Below are 14,061 nucleotides of genomic sequence, written 5' to 3' on the forward strand. Positions count from 1 at the left end.
CATGAATACTAGTATGGGAATGCTCATGTTGGCTCTGGTGACCGGTTCGCTGGCAGCGGCGCCGGCCCCCATAACCCTTCCGCTTTGGCCGGCCACGCCGCCGGGGGACACTGAGGCGTTGGGGGAAGAGCGCGATACCACCAACGAGAAAAGCGGCATGGTGGCTGGCCGCCGTGTGATGCGGCTGGCGCCCGTGGCCCGGCCCACCTTGACCTTTTATCCCGCGCCGGCGGAGCGCAACACGCGGGCCACGGTGCTGATTTGCCCCGGGGGCGCGTATCATATTCTGGCGTGGGATTTGGAGGGCACGGAAGTCGCGGAGTGGTTGAATTCGGTGGGCATCAACGCCGTGCTGCTCAAATACCGAGTGCCCATCCGCAAAAATCGGGAGCGTTGGGAGGCGCCTTTGGAGGATGCCCAGCGCGCGATGGGGCTGGTGCGCGCCCGCGCCCGCGAATGGAATCTGGACCCGCAGCGGCTGGGGGTGTTGGGCTTTTCTGCCGGGGGTCATTTGTGCGCCGTGCTGTCCACCCGCCATGCTTCCCGGCATTACGCCCCGGTGGATGAGGCGGACAAGGAAAGCTGCCGGCCCGACTTTGCGGTGCTGGTGTATCCGGCTTATCTGACGGTGGGCAAGGACAACGATGCCATTGCGCCCGAGTTAACTCTTTCGTCCAACACGCCGCCCACATTTCTGGTGCAGACGCAGGATGACGCGGTGCGGGTGGAAAATAGCGTTTATTACTACCTGGCGTTGAAGAAGGCGGGCGTGGCGGCCGAGCTGCATATCTATCCGCGGGGAGGGCATGGTTATGGTCTGCGGCCCACCGACAATCCCGTGACGCATTGGCCGCGGCGGGTGGAGGAATGGTTGCGCGCGGGCGGCTGGCTCAAGCCCTGAACCATTTCCCGTTCACCGGCGCGGAACCGCCTGCGCCTGGCCGCAGGACAGGACCGTGCCTACACCTTTGGCAACTGCCAAGGGTCACGCCGCTGGCGGTCCATCATCGCCGTGGCGGCCGCGTCATTGATGAATTCCTCTTTGGCCGGGTCCCACCGCAGCTTGCGGCCCAATTTGATGGAGATGTTGGCCAGATGGCAGATGGTGGACACGCGGTGCCCGATGTCCACCGGGAAATAGGGGTCCTTGCGGCTCTTGACGCATTTCAAGAAGTCATCGTGCTCGCCCGCCGGATTGGTGTAGAGGTGGATTTCGTTGGGGCCGATTTTGCTTTCGAGGATTTCCTTGGAGCTGGCTTGCACGGGCGCGCGCCAGCCGGAATTGCCCACCCAGCCGTCGGTGCCGATGAACTTGATGCTGGGGTTGCCGGGTTTGCAGGTCATGACCACGCCGTTGGCGTAGCGGAAGGTCACGTCATAATCCTTGACGGTGTTGAAGAGCCCGCCTTCCCAATGCGTGCCGGTGCCCTCAATTTCCACGGGGCCGCTGCGTTCGGTGTCATTGGCCCACTGGGCGGTGTCAAACAAATGCGTGCCCCAATCACAAATAATCCCGCCCGAATAATCCCAAATCCAGCGGAAATTCCAATGGACCCGGTCTTTGGTGTAGGGCGCATAAGGGGCGGGGCCGAGCCACATGTCATAGTCCAGGCCGGGGGGCACGGGCTGCGGAGTGGGATCGCCCGGCGAGGTGGGTTGCTTGGGCAGGATGACTTCGATGCGTTGCAGTTTGCCAATGCGCCCATTGCGGACCAGCTCGGCCATGCGATGGTATTCGGGGACGGCGCGGTCTTCGGTGCTGGTTTGGAAGACGCGCTTGTGTTTCCGCACGGCCTCCACCAAGACTTTGCCTTCATGGATGGTCAGGGTGGGCTTTTCGCATTGCACATCCTTGCCGGCCTGGATGGCCATGAGGCTGATGATGGTGTGCCAGTGGTCCGGGGTGGAAATCATCACCGCATCAATATCCTTGCGGGCCAGGACTTGCCGAAAGTCCTTGGTGGCCAGGCAATCCTCGTTGCCGTGGTGTTCGTCCACCGTTTGTTTGGCGCGGATGAGGCGGCGCTCATCCACGTCGCAGACGGCCAGGATTTGGGCGGTTTTTTGTTTCCGGTAAAAACTCAGATTCCAGTTGGTGCCATGGTCGCCTGTGCCGATGAAACCGACGGTGATGCGTTCACTGGGCGGCACCTGGCCGTTGGCCCCCAATACGGAGGAGGGCACCAGCGTAGGCAGGAGGGCCAGGCCGCCGGCAGCAGCGCTGGCTTGTTGGAGAAAACAACGGCGCGAAGCATGGGTCAGTTTTTTCATGTGCTGCTCCATTACATCAAACAGACGCCGAAAATCAATGGCCTATTCGTTTTTGGCGTTGCTGATGAATTTGGATTCGACAGGCGCCGCCGGTGGCATTACACTCGGTGGACCTATGAAACTCCTGCGCGCGCTATTGATTTTGGCTTTGGCCCTGGGTGGCAGCGCGGCCCAGAGCAGGCTGCAGGCCGCCACCCCCGGCGGGTGGGACAAGGTGGACCCCGCCAAACCCAAACAAATCCTGTACTTCACCAAATCTTCCGGCTTTGAGCACAGCGTGGTCAAGCGGCCGGCGCCCGATCAACTCAGCCACTCGGAAAAAGTGTTGTCTGAGTTGGGGGCGAAACATCGCTTCAAGGTCACCTGCACGAAGGATGGGCGCATCTTCACGCCGGAGAATCTGGCCCGGTTTGATGTGATTGTGTTTTACACCAGCGGCGATTTGTTGGAGGCGGGGACGGACAAGCAACCGCCCATGACGGCTGCGGGGAAGGAGGCTTTCCTGCGCGCCATTCGCGAGGGGAAGGGCTTTGTCGGCATCCACGCGGCCACGGACAACTGGCATCCGCAACCGGACCCGCCCGACAAATCGGCCCGCTTCCAATCCGCCGGGGAGCGGCTGGACCCGTATCTGCGGATGATTGGAGGCGAGTTCATCCGGCACGGGCCGCAGCAAGTGGCGCGGAACCGCGTGGTCAGCCCGCAATTTCCGGGCTGCGAGGGGTTGGGGGAGGGGTTTGTGCTGAATGAAGAGTGGTACACGTTCAAGGACTTTGCGCCGGACCTGCACGTCATTCTGGTGCAGGAGACCAAGGGCATGAAGGGCATTGATTATCAGCGGCCGGATTTCCCGGCCACGTGGGCGCGGCGGGAGGGCAAGGGCCGCGTGTTCTACACTTCGCTGGGGCATCGCGAGGATGTGTGGACGAATCCGCTCTTTCAAAATATTTTGCTAGGCGGTCTGGGATGGGCGGCCGGTCTGGTGGAGGCGGACCTCACCCCCAATCTGGAAAAAGTCACGCCCGGCCATGCCCGGCTCCAGCCCAAGGACGACCCCAACGCCAAAAAAGCCTCCTCGCCTGCTGCCGCGCCCAAATAAACCCCGTTGCCCCCATGCCGCGCCGCCCGCCACCGCTGACGGACAGTTTGTGCCTCCGCTGCGGGTTGTGCTGCAATGGCGTGCTGTTTGCGGATGTGGAATTGCGGGCCGGCGATGACCCGGCCGCCCTCACTGAGGCGGGCGTGCCGCTGCATTACAAACACGGCAAAATCAAATTCCCCCAGCCCTGTCCCTGCCTTGAAAACGGCCACTGCCGCATCTATGCCCAGCGGCCGGTCCGCTGCCGCACCTTTGACTGCCGCTTGTTGCAGCGGGCGCGGGAGGGGAAAATCGCGCTGGAGGAGGCCCGTTATTTGATTCGCACCACCCGCGAGCAGGCGGAGCGCGTGCGCCGGCTGGTGCGCGCCTTGGGCCAGCTCGATGAACAGATGCCGCTGAGCCGGCGTTACCAGGCGGTGATGCGGGAGCCGCTGGACCTCGCCAAAGGGGAGCGGCACAACCGGCGGCGCAGCGATTTGCTGCTGGCGGTGTACGAACTCACCCGCCTGCTCGAACAACACTTCCTCGGCACCCCGCCGGTGTCGGACAGGTAATACTTTGTGCCTGGTTTGGGATTTGATCCTTCTGTGTTTGAGGGCCTTGCCATTCTGAACAAGGCTGATGGTTAAAGATATAATTCACCAACTCAAGCGCAAACGCCGGCCCTAATGGGTCGAAAAGACTTTCGTTCCAAAAAGATAGAGATAAAAGGTACCAGCAAATGGCACTAAGCAATCACATACCCACCCTATCCCGCGCATGGTATGAATCCTCCATCGCTGATTTTCTGGGCGCAAAATCCGATGGCATTCTTGGGCAGCTAACCAGAAATTGCGATTTTGAACTTACGTATTCGCAAAAGAATGCATGGCTTGCCCAAATTGATATATTGCGCAGACAGATTAGCGGACTAGCGGGGTGGATTATATTTGAATTTAATATTCCCGCATGGGCCATCGTGCGGATGTCATCCTGATCATCGGTCCGGTTATCTTTGTATTGGAGTTCAAAGTGGGCGCTCAGCAATTCGAGCCTTATGCGAAAAATCAAGTTTGGGATTATGCCCTTGACCTTAAGAATTTTCATGAAGCCAGCCATAAGGCAAACATCGTGCCTATTTTAATCGCCACCGAGGCAGGCGTAATGCCCCCCTCGAGTGGCAAATGGATCCTGATGGAGTTGCCCATCCCCTTCTTGCCAACGCCTACTGTTTACGAGATGTACTTGATTTTGTTCTGCTGCGGGTGGAGGGCGCCTACATCAATCCCCAAAGTTGGTTGTCCGCTGCTTATCGGCCCACTCCCACCATCATCGAAGCTGCTCGGGCTTTGTATGCCCAGCATTCCGTTGAGGCTATTGCGCGTTTTGATGCTGGCGCGCAAAACCTGTATGTGACTTCCAAGCGAATTGAGGAATTGGTGGAAGAAGCTCAGGCCAATAAAAGAAAATACATTTGTTTTGTTACCGGCGTGCCGGGGCGGGCAAAACTCTGGTGGGACTAAATGTGGCCACACAAAGACGAGAAGCCAGCCAGATCACCCATTCCGTCTATCTCTCTGGCAATGGGCCGTTGGTCGCCGTGTTGCGGGAGGCCCTTACTCGCGACGAATATGCTCGACGCAAGACAAGTGGGGGCAGGGTTCGTAAAGGTGAAATTGGGGAGAGTGTCAAGGCCTTCATACAAAACGTCCATCACTTTCGTGACGAAGGATTGGTGGATAAGCAGCCCCCGCCTGAGCATGTCGTCATTTTCGATGAAGCGCAAAGGGCCTGGAATTTAAGGCAGACTGAAAATTTCATGCGCATAAAAAGCGCATTGCCAAGTTTTCGCAATCCGAGCCGGAGTTTCTTATTTCCTACATGGACCGACATCAAGACTGGGCGGTGATTATTTGCCTAGTGGGCGGAGGCCAGGAAATCCATACCGGTGAGGCTGGCATTGGTGCTTGGTTGGAGGCAATCCAACGGCATTTTACCCATTGGCGCATGTTTATTTCCTCACGGTTGACCGATTCGGAATATGCTGCGGGAAACGCCTTGCAATTGGTTCGTCAGAGCCAAAATACTTTCTTTGATGATGCTCTGCATCTAGCGGTATCCATGCGTTCCTTCCGGGCGGAGAACGTGTCCAATTTTGTGAAAGCGATGCTGGATTGTGAGCAGGAACGAGCAAGTCAATTGCTGGCTCAAATTGCAGGCAAATACCCGGTGGTGATTACCCGAAATCTGCAAGCGGCTAAACAATGGATTCGGCACCAAGCGAGAGGGTCAGAGCGATATGGATTGGTGGCTTCGTCAAAAGCCATGCGATTAAAACCCTACGCCATTGACATCCGAGTATCCGTTGATCCCGTGCATTATTTTCTTAATGGCGCTGAAGATACGCGTTCCAGTTTGTACCTTGAAGATGCGGCTACCGAATTTCAGGTCCAAGGATTGGAGCTTGATTGGGTGTGTGTAAATTGGGATGCCGATTTCCGCTGGCAGGGTGGAAAGTGGGGGTATCACGATTTCAGGGGAGCCGTTGGTGTAATGTTTCCAACACCGAAAACAAGGTTTATTTGAAAAACGCCTATCGCGTGCTGCTCACTCGAGCCCGGCAGGGCATGGTAATTTTCGTTCCTCCGGGAGATGCAGGGGATTCAACCCGCCCTCCTGAGTATTACGACGGCACCTTCAATTCCCTGCGCGAATTGGGCCTGCCGAAAATAGACGGATAGCATGATTCACCTGTCACCAGCCTGGTTTTTGACCGAACGGAGGGATACCCGCAGCAGGGGCGGTGGCACTAGGGCGATGGTGGGGGCGGGCGGCGGAGGAGGGTGTCGCGTTTTTCCCAGGCGGGGTCGGGGTGGGGGTGGTCGAGGGTGTAGTGGAGGCCACGGCTTTCCGGGCGCTGGAGGGCGCAGGCGACAATCAGCTCGGCGACGGTGGCGATGTTGCGCAATTCGAGCAGGTCGGCGGTGATGAGGAAGTCCCAGTAAAATTCCTGAATCTCAGCCTGGAGGTTGAGGATGCGGTTGCGGGCGCGCTGCAGGCGCTTGGTGGTGCGGACGATGCCGACGTAGTCCCACATGACGCGGCGGATTTCATCCCAGTTGTGGGAGACGACGACCATTTCATCGGCATTGGTGGCGTTGCCGCTTTGCCACTCGGGGAGGCGCGCTGGCGGTGGGGGCCAATCGGCGCGGAGGGAGAGGAGGGCGGCGCGGTGGGCGCAGACGATGGCCTCGAGGAGGCTGTTGCTGGCGAGGCGGTTGGCGCCGTGGAGGCCGGTGCAGGCCACTTCGCCAATGGCCAGCAGGCCGGGCAGCTCGGTTTCACCGTCCACGCTGGCCAGCACGCCGCCGCACTGGTAATGGGCGGCGGGGACGACGGGAATAGGCTCCTTGGTCATGTCAATGCCGTACTTGAGGAGCGTTTCGTAGATGTTGGGAAAGCGGTTCATGACAAACCGGGCGGAGAGATGCGAGATGTCCAGCAGGACATAATCGGCGCCGGTGCGTTTCATTTCGCTGTCAATGGCGCGGGCGACGATGTCGCGCGGGGCGAGGGATTTGAGGGGGTGGACGCCGTTCATGAATTCCTCGCCGGCGAGGTTTTTGAGGACGCCGCCCTCGCCGCGGACAGCTTCGCTGATGAGAAAGGATTTGGCCTTGGGATGATAAAGGCAGGTGGGATGAAATTGAATGAACTCCATGTTGGCGATGGGCACGCCGGCGCGATAGGCCATGGCGACGCCGTCGCCGGTGGCGATGTCGGGGTTGGTGGTGTAGAGATAGACTTTGCCACAGCCGCCGGTGGCGAGGACGACGACGCGGGCGGCGAAGGTGTCCACCTGGCCGGTGGTTTTGTTGAGCACATAGGCGCCGACGCAGCGGTTGGGGCCGGGGAGGCCCATTTTGGCGGTGGTGATGAGGTCCACGCCGAAGTGGTTTTCAAAGATGTGGATGTTGGGCTGGCGGGTGCAGGCCTCGAGGAGGGCACGTTCGAGTTCGCGTCCGGTGATGTCCTGGGCGTGGAGGATGCGGCGTTTGGAATGGCCGCCTTCGCGGGTGAGGTCGAGCTCGGCATGGCCGGGAGCGGCGGGGTCGTGCTTCACGCTGAAGCGGGCGCCGTATTCAATCAGCTCAGCGATGCGGGCGGGGCCGTCTTGGACGATGGCGCGGACGACGTCCTCCTTGCAGAGGCCGGCGCCGGCGATGAGGGTGTCGCGCACATGGTCCTCAAAGCTGTCTTCCTTGCTCATCACGGAGGCGATGCCGCCCTGGGCGTAGTTGGTGTTGGATTCGGCGCGATTTTTCTTGGTGACGACGGCGACTTTGCCGCCGGCAGCGGCCTTGAGGGCATAAAACAATCCGGCGATGCCACTGCCAATGACCAGAAAATCGTAATGCTTCACGTTGCCCATAAGCATGTGCGTTTCAGTCATACTCTCTTGCCCAGGGCAGCCCAAGCAATTTCTTGGGGATGAAGGGGCGCCAAGCCGGTTTGGCGAGGGGGGTTGATTGGGTTTGGGCTAAAGAATGGCGCCGGGAAGGATGGCTCCCCTGCCCGGTTGGCGTCGCCGGAAGCGGGAAGGAGGGGCGGGCAATTTTTGCTTCTTTTGCGGGGCATAGTCCGATAGCCTGCGGGCATGTCACAGGCCGAACTTTCGGACGAAGCCCTGCTTGAACAAGCGCGCCAAGGCAGTCTGGAATCGCTGGAAATGCTGGTGAGCCGCTATGAGCAGCCGGTGTACAACCTGGCGATGCGGTTGTTGCGGCATGAGCAGGACGCGGAAGATGTGACGCAGCAGACGTTTTTGAGTCTGGTGGAAAACCTGGATTCGTTTCGGGGGGAAAGCTCTTTTCGGACGTGGCTATACCGGGTGGCAACCTTTGCGGCGTTCAAGATTCTGCGGAAGCGGAAGGGGTTGGAGACGGTCTCTCTAGACGCCTCGGTGGACGCGCAACCGGAGCAGGAGGGGCCGCCGCCGCATCCGGAGTTCATCGCGGACTGGCGGGATACGCCGGAGCATCTGGTGCAACGGCAGGAGGTGAAGCAGCTTATTGAGGAGGCGTTGGGGGAACTGGATGAAAAACACCGGGTGGTGTTCTTATTACGCGATGTGGAGGGATTGTCGGTGGAGGAGACCGCGACGGCGCTGGGCATCACGCCGTCGAATGTAAAGGTGCGGCTGTTGCGGGCGCGGCTGCAATTGCGGGAGCGGTTGACGCGGCGGCTGGGGGATCCGGGGCGTGCGCTGCCGCCGCATCGGCATGAGGAGGTTGAGGACTAAGGGTGTAACTTTTCGGGGGGGAAACGACTCCATTGTAATGGAAACCATGAATTGCGAAGAAATCCTGGCGGCGCTGAATGAGTACGTGGACGGCAACGAGGCTGCTCCGCTGTGCGAGGAGTTCAAGCGGCATTTGGCCGGGTGCCAGCCCTGCCAGGTGGTGGTGAACAACCTGCGGCAGACGATTTTGCTCTGCAAAGACGGCCGGAGCTACGAAATTCCGCCGCAATGCCGGGAGAAAATTCACGCTTTGTTGCGGGAGAAGTTCAAGAGCCGCCAGGCGCCGCAGGGAAACCCGTGAGCCCGGTGCAAGGGGCAAAGGCGCGGGAAAGGTAAAAGGCATCCCCTGCCCCGGTCTGAGGCGGGGTTTCCGTTTTTAATCAGGTGAAGGGATGGCGGTGTGCTGCAGCCTGCCCGGCGAGGGGCTTACTTTTTAGCTGGGGCGTTGCATTTCTCGCAGATTTTCTTTTCTTTGGCGGCTTCGACACAACATGGATGGGCGCAGGCCTTGCCTTTGGCGATGGCTTTATCGCAGCAGGAGGCGTCCTTCTGGCATTTGTCGCAGGTTTTTTCCGCCTTGCGCGCCTCCACACAGCAGGGGTGGGGGCAATCTTTGCCTTTGGCCTTGGCCTGCACGCAGCAGGATTGGGCCGCCGAGGCTCCCCACAGCCCCAGGCTCAGGGCTGCCGCCAACAAGGTTGCCGTCAGGAAACGGTAGGTTTTCATGGGCTTGCTGAGTTTTGATGTTGGTTTCGCTGGTTTGGCCGCCGCGGGGCGCCTGGCGGACGGCTCAACGCTACACCTCCAGCAGGGCTCCCCGATACTACGGGGAGACCATGACTGGTGGTGCAAGTCAAGAGTGTCACAGTTTAAAAGCGTTGACAATCTTAAATTGAGTCGCCCGCTTGCGGGAGGCGCCGCGGGGGCGCTGGCTGGGGCGTGGGGGTGGTGGTGTATGGCAAAGAACAAGAGGGGCTTGGGGCCACGAGCGGAAGGAGAGAAAAAGAGGTATTAGGGAGGTGGCGGTGTGGGCGGGGGGTCGGTGGGGGGTGAAGGCAAGGGAGCGGGTGGCGGTTTGGGGGACCGAGGTTTGAGGCCGAGGATTTGGTCAAGCTGGTCCATCAAGATTTTGGCGGTTTCTTCTTCGTCGTAGGGCTCGGGGGGCGGCTGGTCGGGCGGTTTTTGGGCTTCCAGGCGTTGGCGGGAAAGTTCGATTTTCTGGCGTTCGAGCTCAAGGCGCTGGCGGGCGAGGTCGGCCTGGCGCCATTGGTGAAAAGCGCGGTGAGCGGCGGCGCGGTCTTGGGGGGAGGCGTGGGGGTTGGCGAGGGTCTGGAGGGATTGGGCGAGGATGAGGCGTTCGAGGGCGTTGGCGAGGGTGTGGGGGTCGAGGTTGGGGTCGGCGAGGAGCTGCTGGGCGAGGGCGGCGGCGGAGGCGGAGAGAGCGGCGAGGGACGCGAGGGGGTCGGCGGCCGCGGGTTGCGGGTGGTCTTTTTGGGGCTGGCGTGGTTTAGCCATACGCGGGTGAGCATGGGGAGGCGGGCGGGCAAAGGGAGTGCTCCGGGAGCGGAAAAGAATAAGCGAGGGGCGCAGACGGCCTACGGCGAGTGGTGGGCGTGGATGATACATGGCTTGTCATGGGGGCGGGTTTGGGGTTTATATCGGTCATGCAACAACGCAACCGCAAGCCGGTGAACAGTGCGCTGCAAAAGCGCATTGAGGAATTGGTGGCCAGCCAGGGGGGAGGCTACAATGAGGATTTGGTGGCGGACATGATTGGGACGTCGCTGAAACTGCTGAAGGATGTGAAGCATCGGGGGGATGTGCGGATTATTCAGACGGCGTTGCGGGAGCTGCGTTATGCGTTCAAGCTGTTCGAGCCGTATGCGGGGGTGCGGAAGGTGGCGATATTTGGGTCGGCGCGGACGCGTCCGCAAAAGCCCGAGTACAAACAGGCGGTGGAGTTTGCGCGGCGGATGGTGGAGGCGGGATTCATGGTGATTACGGGGGCGGGGCCGGGAATCATGCAGGCGGGACACGAGGGGGCTGGGCCGGAGAAGAGTTTTGGGGCGAACATCCGGCTGCCGTGGGAGCAGTCGGCGAATCCGGTGATTCTGCAGGACAAAAAGCTGGTGACGTTCAAATACTTTTTCACGCGGAAGCTGACGTTCATCCGGCAGAGCGATGCGCTGGCGTTGTTTCCGGGAGGTTTTGGGACGCTGGACGAGGGTTTTGAGGCGCTGACGTTGATGCAAACGGGGAAAAGCCAGATTATGCCGCTGGTGTTGATAGACAAGCCGGGGGGCACGTATTGGAAGACGTGGGACAAGCATGTGCGGGAGCATTTGCTGCGGAATGAGCTGATTTCGCCGGAGGATTTGCATTTGTATCAAATCACCGATGATCCGGCGGAGGCGGTGAAATGGATAACGCGGTTTTACCGGAATTATCATTCATTCCGGTACGTGAAGGATTTGCTGGTGCTGCGGCTGCAGCATGCGCCGAGCGCGGGGGCGCTGCGGAGTTTGAACGAGGACTTTGCGGATATTGTGAAGGGGGCGCCGTTCCAGATTATTCCGGCGACGCCGGAGGAGATGGAGGATGAGGACGTGCCGCATCTGCCGCGGCTGGCGTTTGGGTTCAATCGCAAGAGCTACGGGCGGCTGCGGGAGCTGATTGACCGGTTGAACACGCTGTGAAAGCGCTGCCCTGCCCTTTGGTGGACGTGCACCTGCATTTGCAGGATGACTTTCTGGCGGCGCGGCTGGAGGAGGTGGTGGGGCTGGCACGGGCCGGTGGGGTGGAGTGGTTTTGCAGCAACGGGGCGGAAGAGCGGGACTGGCCGGTGGTGCTGGCGCAGGCGCGGGCGCATCCGGAGATTGTGCCGTGTTTTGGGCTGCATCCGTGGTATGTGAGCGAGCGTTCGCCGCAGTGGCTGGAGCAACTGGAGTGGCATCTGGAGGCGATACCGTCGGCGGTGGGGGAAATTGGGCTGGACCGGTGGAAGGAGCCGCGGGATGAAGCGGCGCAGGAGGAGGTGTTTCGGGCGCAACTGGCGGTGGCGCGGCGCCGCGAGTTGCCGGTGATGATTCATTGTGTGCGGGCGTGGGGATGGCTGATGGAGGTGTTGCGGAGCGAGGCGGCGTTGCCGGCGGGATTTTTATTGCATGCGTATGGGGGGCCGGTGGAACTCATCCAGCCGCTGGCGGAGATGGGCGCGTATTTTAGTTATGGGGGCAGCACGCTGGACGAGCGGAAGAAGTTGCGGCGGGAGACGCTGCCGCAAATACCGCGGGACCGGCTGCTGTTGGAAACGGATGCGCCGGACATGCCGCCGCCGCCGGCACATTGTGTGCGGGCCTTGCAGGATGCGGGGGGCCGGCGGGTGAATGAGCCGGCGAATTTGCGGCCCATATTGCAGGGGGTGGCGGCATTGCTGGGGATGGAGGAAGAGGAACTGGCCGAACAGTTGTGGGCCAACAGCCGGCGTTTTTTGGGGCGATGGCTGATGGCCCGGACCTGAGGACAAAGCGGAGATGAGCGAGGCGCGATTCAGCCGGACGGTGCAACTGATTGGGGAAGCCGGTTTGGAGCGGCTGCAAGGGGCGTTGGTGGTGGTGGCCGGGCTGGGAGCGGTGGGAAGTTTTGCGACGGAGGCGCTGGCGCGGGCGGGGGTGGGACGGCTGCGATTGGTGGATTTTGACCGGGTGCAGCCCAGCAATCTGAATCGGCAATTGCTGGCGCTGGAGTCCACGGTGGGGCGGCTGAAATGCGAGGTGGCCCGGGAGCGGGTGCTGGATATAAATCCCCAGTGCCGGGTGGAGGCGCTGGCCATGCGGGTGGAGGCGGGGACGGTGGGGCAAGCGTTGGAGGGGCAGCCAGACTTGGTTTTGGACGCGATTGACACGGTGACCGGGAAGATGGCGCTGGTGATGGCGGCGCAGGCGCGGGGCATTCCGCTGATGGCTTCGATGGGGGCGGCGCGGCGGAGGGATCCGGCACAGGTGCGGGCGGGCTGGTTTTCGGAGGTGACCACGTGTCCGCTGGCGCGGCATTTGCGGCGCCGGCTGCGGGAGGCGGGGTTTGAAGGGGATTTTTGGTGTATTTATTCCACGGAGCGGGCGGCGCCGCTGGGGCCGGCGTCCCGGCGGGTGGCCGGGGAAGAAGCGGTGGATTCGCGGGCGGGTTTGGGGAGTCTGGTGACGCTGACAGGGCTGTTTGGCTTGCGGCTGGCGCACGAGGCTTTGCGGCATTTGCTGGAGCGCGGGGGGCAAGGCGCGGGGGGCGCAGCGCCGGGCTGATTTCAGGCTCGTTAAACGGAGAAGGGTGCGATAAATTGACCTCCATGAATACGTGGTTTGCGGGTGAGTTTCCGGTGCGGCGGCTGCGGCGTTTGCGGCAAACGGAAGCGCTGCGGCGGCTGGTGCGCGAGACGCGGCTGAGCGCGGAGCAGTTGGTGCTGCCGTTGTTTGTGCGGCATGGGCGCGGGGTGCGGCAGCCGGTCAGCTCGATGCCGGGGGTATTTCAGCTTTCGGTGGACGAGCTGGTGAAAGAGGTGGCGACGGCGCAGGAGGCCGGCGTGGGGGCGGTGCTGTTGTTTGGTTTGCCGGCGCGGAAGGACGCGCGGGCGAGCGAGGCGTATGCGGCGCAGGGCATCGTGCAGAAGGCGGTGCGGGAGCTGAAGCGAACTTTTCCGCAACTGGTGGTGATTACAGATGTGTGTCTGTGCGAGTACATGAGCCACGGGCATTGCGGGGTGGTGGCGCAGGGGGACCGGACGGGGCGGGTGCTGAATGATGCGACGTTGAAGCTGCTGGCCAAAACGGCCGTGAGTCACGCGGAGGCGGGGGCGGACATGGTGGCGCCGAGCGACATGATGGATGGGCGGGTGCGGGCGATTCGGGAGGCGCTGGATGAGGCGGGTTGGGTGGAGACGCCCATCATGGCGTACGCGGCCAAATTTGCCTCGGCTTTTTATGGGCCATTTCGGGAGGCGGCGGAGTCGGCGCCGGGGTTTGGGGATCGGCGGAGTTATCAGATGGATCCGGCCAATGGGGAGGAGGCGTTGCGAGAGGTGGCGCTGGATGTGGCGGAGGGGGCGGATGTGGTGATGGTCAAACCGGCGCTGGCGTATCTGGATGTATTGTACCGCGTGAAAACGACTTTTGGGTTGCCGACGGCGGCGTATGCGGTAAGCGCCGAGTATTCCATGATTCAGGCGGCGGGGGCGAAGGGATGGATAGACGCGGCGGCAGTGCAATGGGAATGCCTGCTGGCGATGCGCCGGGCCGGGGCGGACATTCTGATCACGTATGCGGCGGTGGAGGTGGCCCGGCGTTTGCAGAAGACGGCTTGAGGCAAGGCCGCAGCGGCAGCGCGCCGGTGTTCAGGGCAGGAGTGGCGTCCGCGCGTG

The 14,061-nt window shown here is 61.3% G+C and carries 17 protein-coding genes; 13 read left to right on the forward strand and 4 right to left on the reverse strand.

Features of this window, described 5'->3' with window-relative positions:
• Position 1: 1 nt before the first annotated feature.
• The gene (locus tag NXS98_RS09650) at positions 2–901 is read left to right on the forward strand and encodes an alpha/beta hydrolase (protein ID WP_283844754.1); all 900 of its coding nucleotides are present in this window, start codon (positions 2–4) and stop codon (positions 899–901) included.
• A 59-nt stretch (positions 902–960) separates the two neighbouring features.
• Here NXS98_RS09650 and NXS98_RS09655 read toward each other — a convergent pair whose 3' ends face one another.
• On the reverse strand, positions 961–2,271 hold the full coding sequence (locus tag NXS98_RS09655) for a Gfo/Idh/MocA family protein (RefSeq protein WP_283844755.1): 1,311 nt from the start codon (positions 2,269–2,271) through the stop codon (positions 961–963).
• A 115-nt stretch (positions 2,272–2,386) separates the two neighbouring features.
• On the opposite strand from NXS98_RS09655, the gene NXS98_RS09660 reads away from it, so the two are divergent.
• The 6 genes from NXS98_RS09660 (at position 2,387) to NXS98_RS17810 (ending at position 6,090) form a co-directional block, all read left to right on the forward strand.
• On the forward strand, positions 2,387–3,370 hold the full coding sequence (locus NXS98_RS09660; protein ID WP_283844756.1) for a ThuA domain-containing protein: 984 nt from the start codon (positions 2,387–2,389) through the stop codon (positions 3,368–3,370).
• A 14-nt stretch (positions 3,371–3,384) separates the two neighbouring features.
• Positions 3,385–3,924 carry a YkgJ family cysteine cluster protein gene (locus tag NXS98_RS09665; RefSeq protein WP_283844757.1) on the forward strand — a complete coding sequence of 180 codons (540 nt, stop codon included), beginning with the start codon at positions 3,385–3,387 and terminating at the stop codon, positions 3,922–3,924.
• A 609-nt stretch (positions 3,925–4,533) separates the two neighbouring features.
• Positions 4,534–4,872, forward strand: coding sequence for a hypothetical protein (locus tag NXS98_RS17795; protein WP_343214082.1), 339 nt, complete (start codon positions 4,534–4,536; stop codon positions 4,870–4,872).
• A 2-nt stretch (positions 4,873–4,874) separates the two neighbouring features.
• Complete coding sequence (locus NXS98_RS17800) at positions 4,875–5,258, forward strand: DNA/RNA helicase domain-containing protein (protein ID WP_343214083.1); 384 nt, start codon at positions 4,875–4,877, stop codon at positions 5,256–5,258.
• A complete protein-coding gene (locus tag NXS98_RS17805; RefSeq protein WP_343214084.1) occupies positions 5,231–5,935 on the forward strand; it encodes a DNA/RNA helicase domain-containing protein in 705 nt (234 codons plus the stop codon). The genes NXS98_RS17800 and NXS98_RS17805 overlap by 28 nt, the downstream gene beginning before the upstream one ends.
• Complete coding sequence (locus NXS98_RS17810; RefSeq protein WP_343214085.1) at positions 5,866–6,090, forward strand: DNA/RNA helicase domain-containing protein; 225 nt, start codon at positions 5,866–5,868, stop codon at positions 6,088–6,090. Before NXS98_RS17805 ends, NXS98_RS17810 begins: the two co-directional genes overlap by 70 nt.
• Positions 6,091–6,158: 68 nt before the next feature.
• Here the strand turns inward: NXS98_RS17810 and nadB are convergent, their stop codons facing one another.
• On the reverse strand, positions 6,159–7,802 hold the full coding sequence (nadB, locus tag NXS98_RS09675; protein WP_283844758.1) for an L-aspartate oxidase: 1,644 nt from the start codon (positions 7,800–7,802) through the stop codon (positions 6,159–6,161).
• Between the two features lie 204 nt (positions 7,803–8,006).
• On the opposite strand from nadB, the gene NXS98_RS09680 reads away from it, so the two are divergent.
• A complete protein-coding gene (locus tag NXS98_RS09680; RefSeq protein ID WP_283844759.1) occupies positions 8,007–8,651 on the forward strand; it encodes an RNA polymerase sigma factor in 645 nt (214 codons plus the stop codon).
• A 46-nt stretch (positions 8,652–8,697) separates the two neighbouring features.
• The gene (locus NXS98_RS09685) at positions 8,698–8,952 is read left to right on the forward strand and encodes an anti-sigma factor family protein (protein ID WP_283844760.1); all 255 of its coding nucleotides are present in this window, start codon (positions 8,698–8,700) and stop codon (positions 8,950–8,952) included.
• Between the two features lie 125 nt (positions 8,953–9,077).
• Here the strand turns inward: NXS98_RS09685 and NXS98_RS09690 are convergent, their stop codons facing one another.
• Both NXS98_RS09690 and NXS98_RS09695 read right to left on the reverse strand, forming a co-directional pair.
• Positions 9,078–9,377: a hypothetical protein gene (locus NXS98_RS09690; RefSeq protein WP_283844761.1), complete on the reverse strand. Its 300-nt coding sequence runs from the start codon at positions 9,375–9,377 to the stop codon at positions 9,078–9,080.
• Positions 9,378–9,662: 285 nt separating this feature from the next.
• Entirely contained in the window at positions 9,663–10,166 is a 504-nt protein-coding gene (locus NXS98_RS09695; RefSeq protein ID WP_283844762.1) for a hypothetical protein, read from the reverse strand.
• Between the two features lie 149 nt (positions 10,167–10,315).
• Here NXS98_RS09695 and NXS98_RS09700 point away from each other — a divergent pair, with 149 nt between their 5' ends.
• From NXS98_RS09700 to hemB, 4 genes are read left to right on the forward strand one after another with little or no spacing between them, the layout of a single operon-like run.
• Complete coding sequence (locus tag NXS98_RS09700) at positions 10,316–11,347, forward strand: LOG family protein (protein ID WP_283844763.1); 1,032 nt, start codon at positions 10,316–10,318, stop codon at positions 11,345–11,347.
• Positions 11,344–12,171: a TatD family hydrolase gene (locus tag NXS98_RS09705; RefSeq protein WP_283844764.1), complete on the forward strand. Its 828-nt coding sequence runs from the start codon at positions 11,344–11,346 to the stop codon at positions 12,169–12,171. The genes NXS98_RS09700 and NXS98_RS09705 overlap by 4 nt, the downstream gene beginning before the upstream one ends.
• Before the next feature lie 13 nt (positions 12,172–12,184).
• Positions 12,185–12,949: a tRNA threonylcarbamoyladenosine dehydratase gene (locus tag NXS98_RS09710; protein ID WP_283844765.1), complete on the forward strand. Its 765-nt coding sequence runs from the start codon at positions 12,185–12,187 to the stop codon at positions 12,947–12,949.
• A gap of 44 nt (positions 12,950–12,993) precedes the next feature.
• Positions 12,994–14,004: a porphobilinogen synthase gene (hemB, locus tag NXS98_RS09715; RefSeq protein ID WP_283844766.1), complete on the forward strand. Its 1,011-nt coding sequence runs from the start codon at positions 12,994–12,996 to the stop codon at positions 14,002–14,004.
• Positions 14,005–14,061 lie beyond the last annotated feature (57 nt).

This window comes from Fontisphaera persica (assembly GCF_024832785.1).
In the GTDB taxonomy this organism is placed as follows: Bacteria; Verrucomicrobiota; Verrucomicrobiia; order Limisphaerales; family Fontisphaeraceae; genus Fontisphaera; species Fontisphaera persica.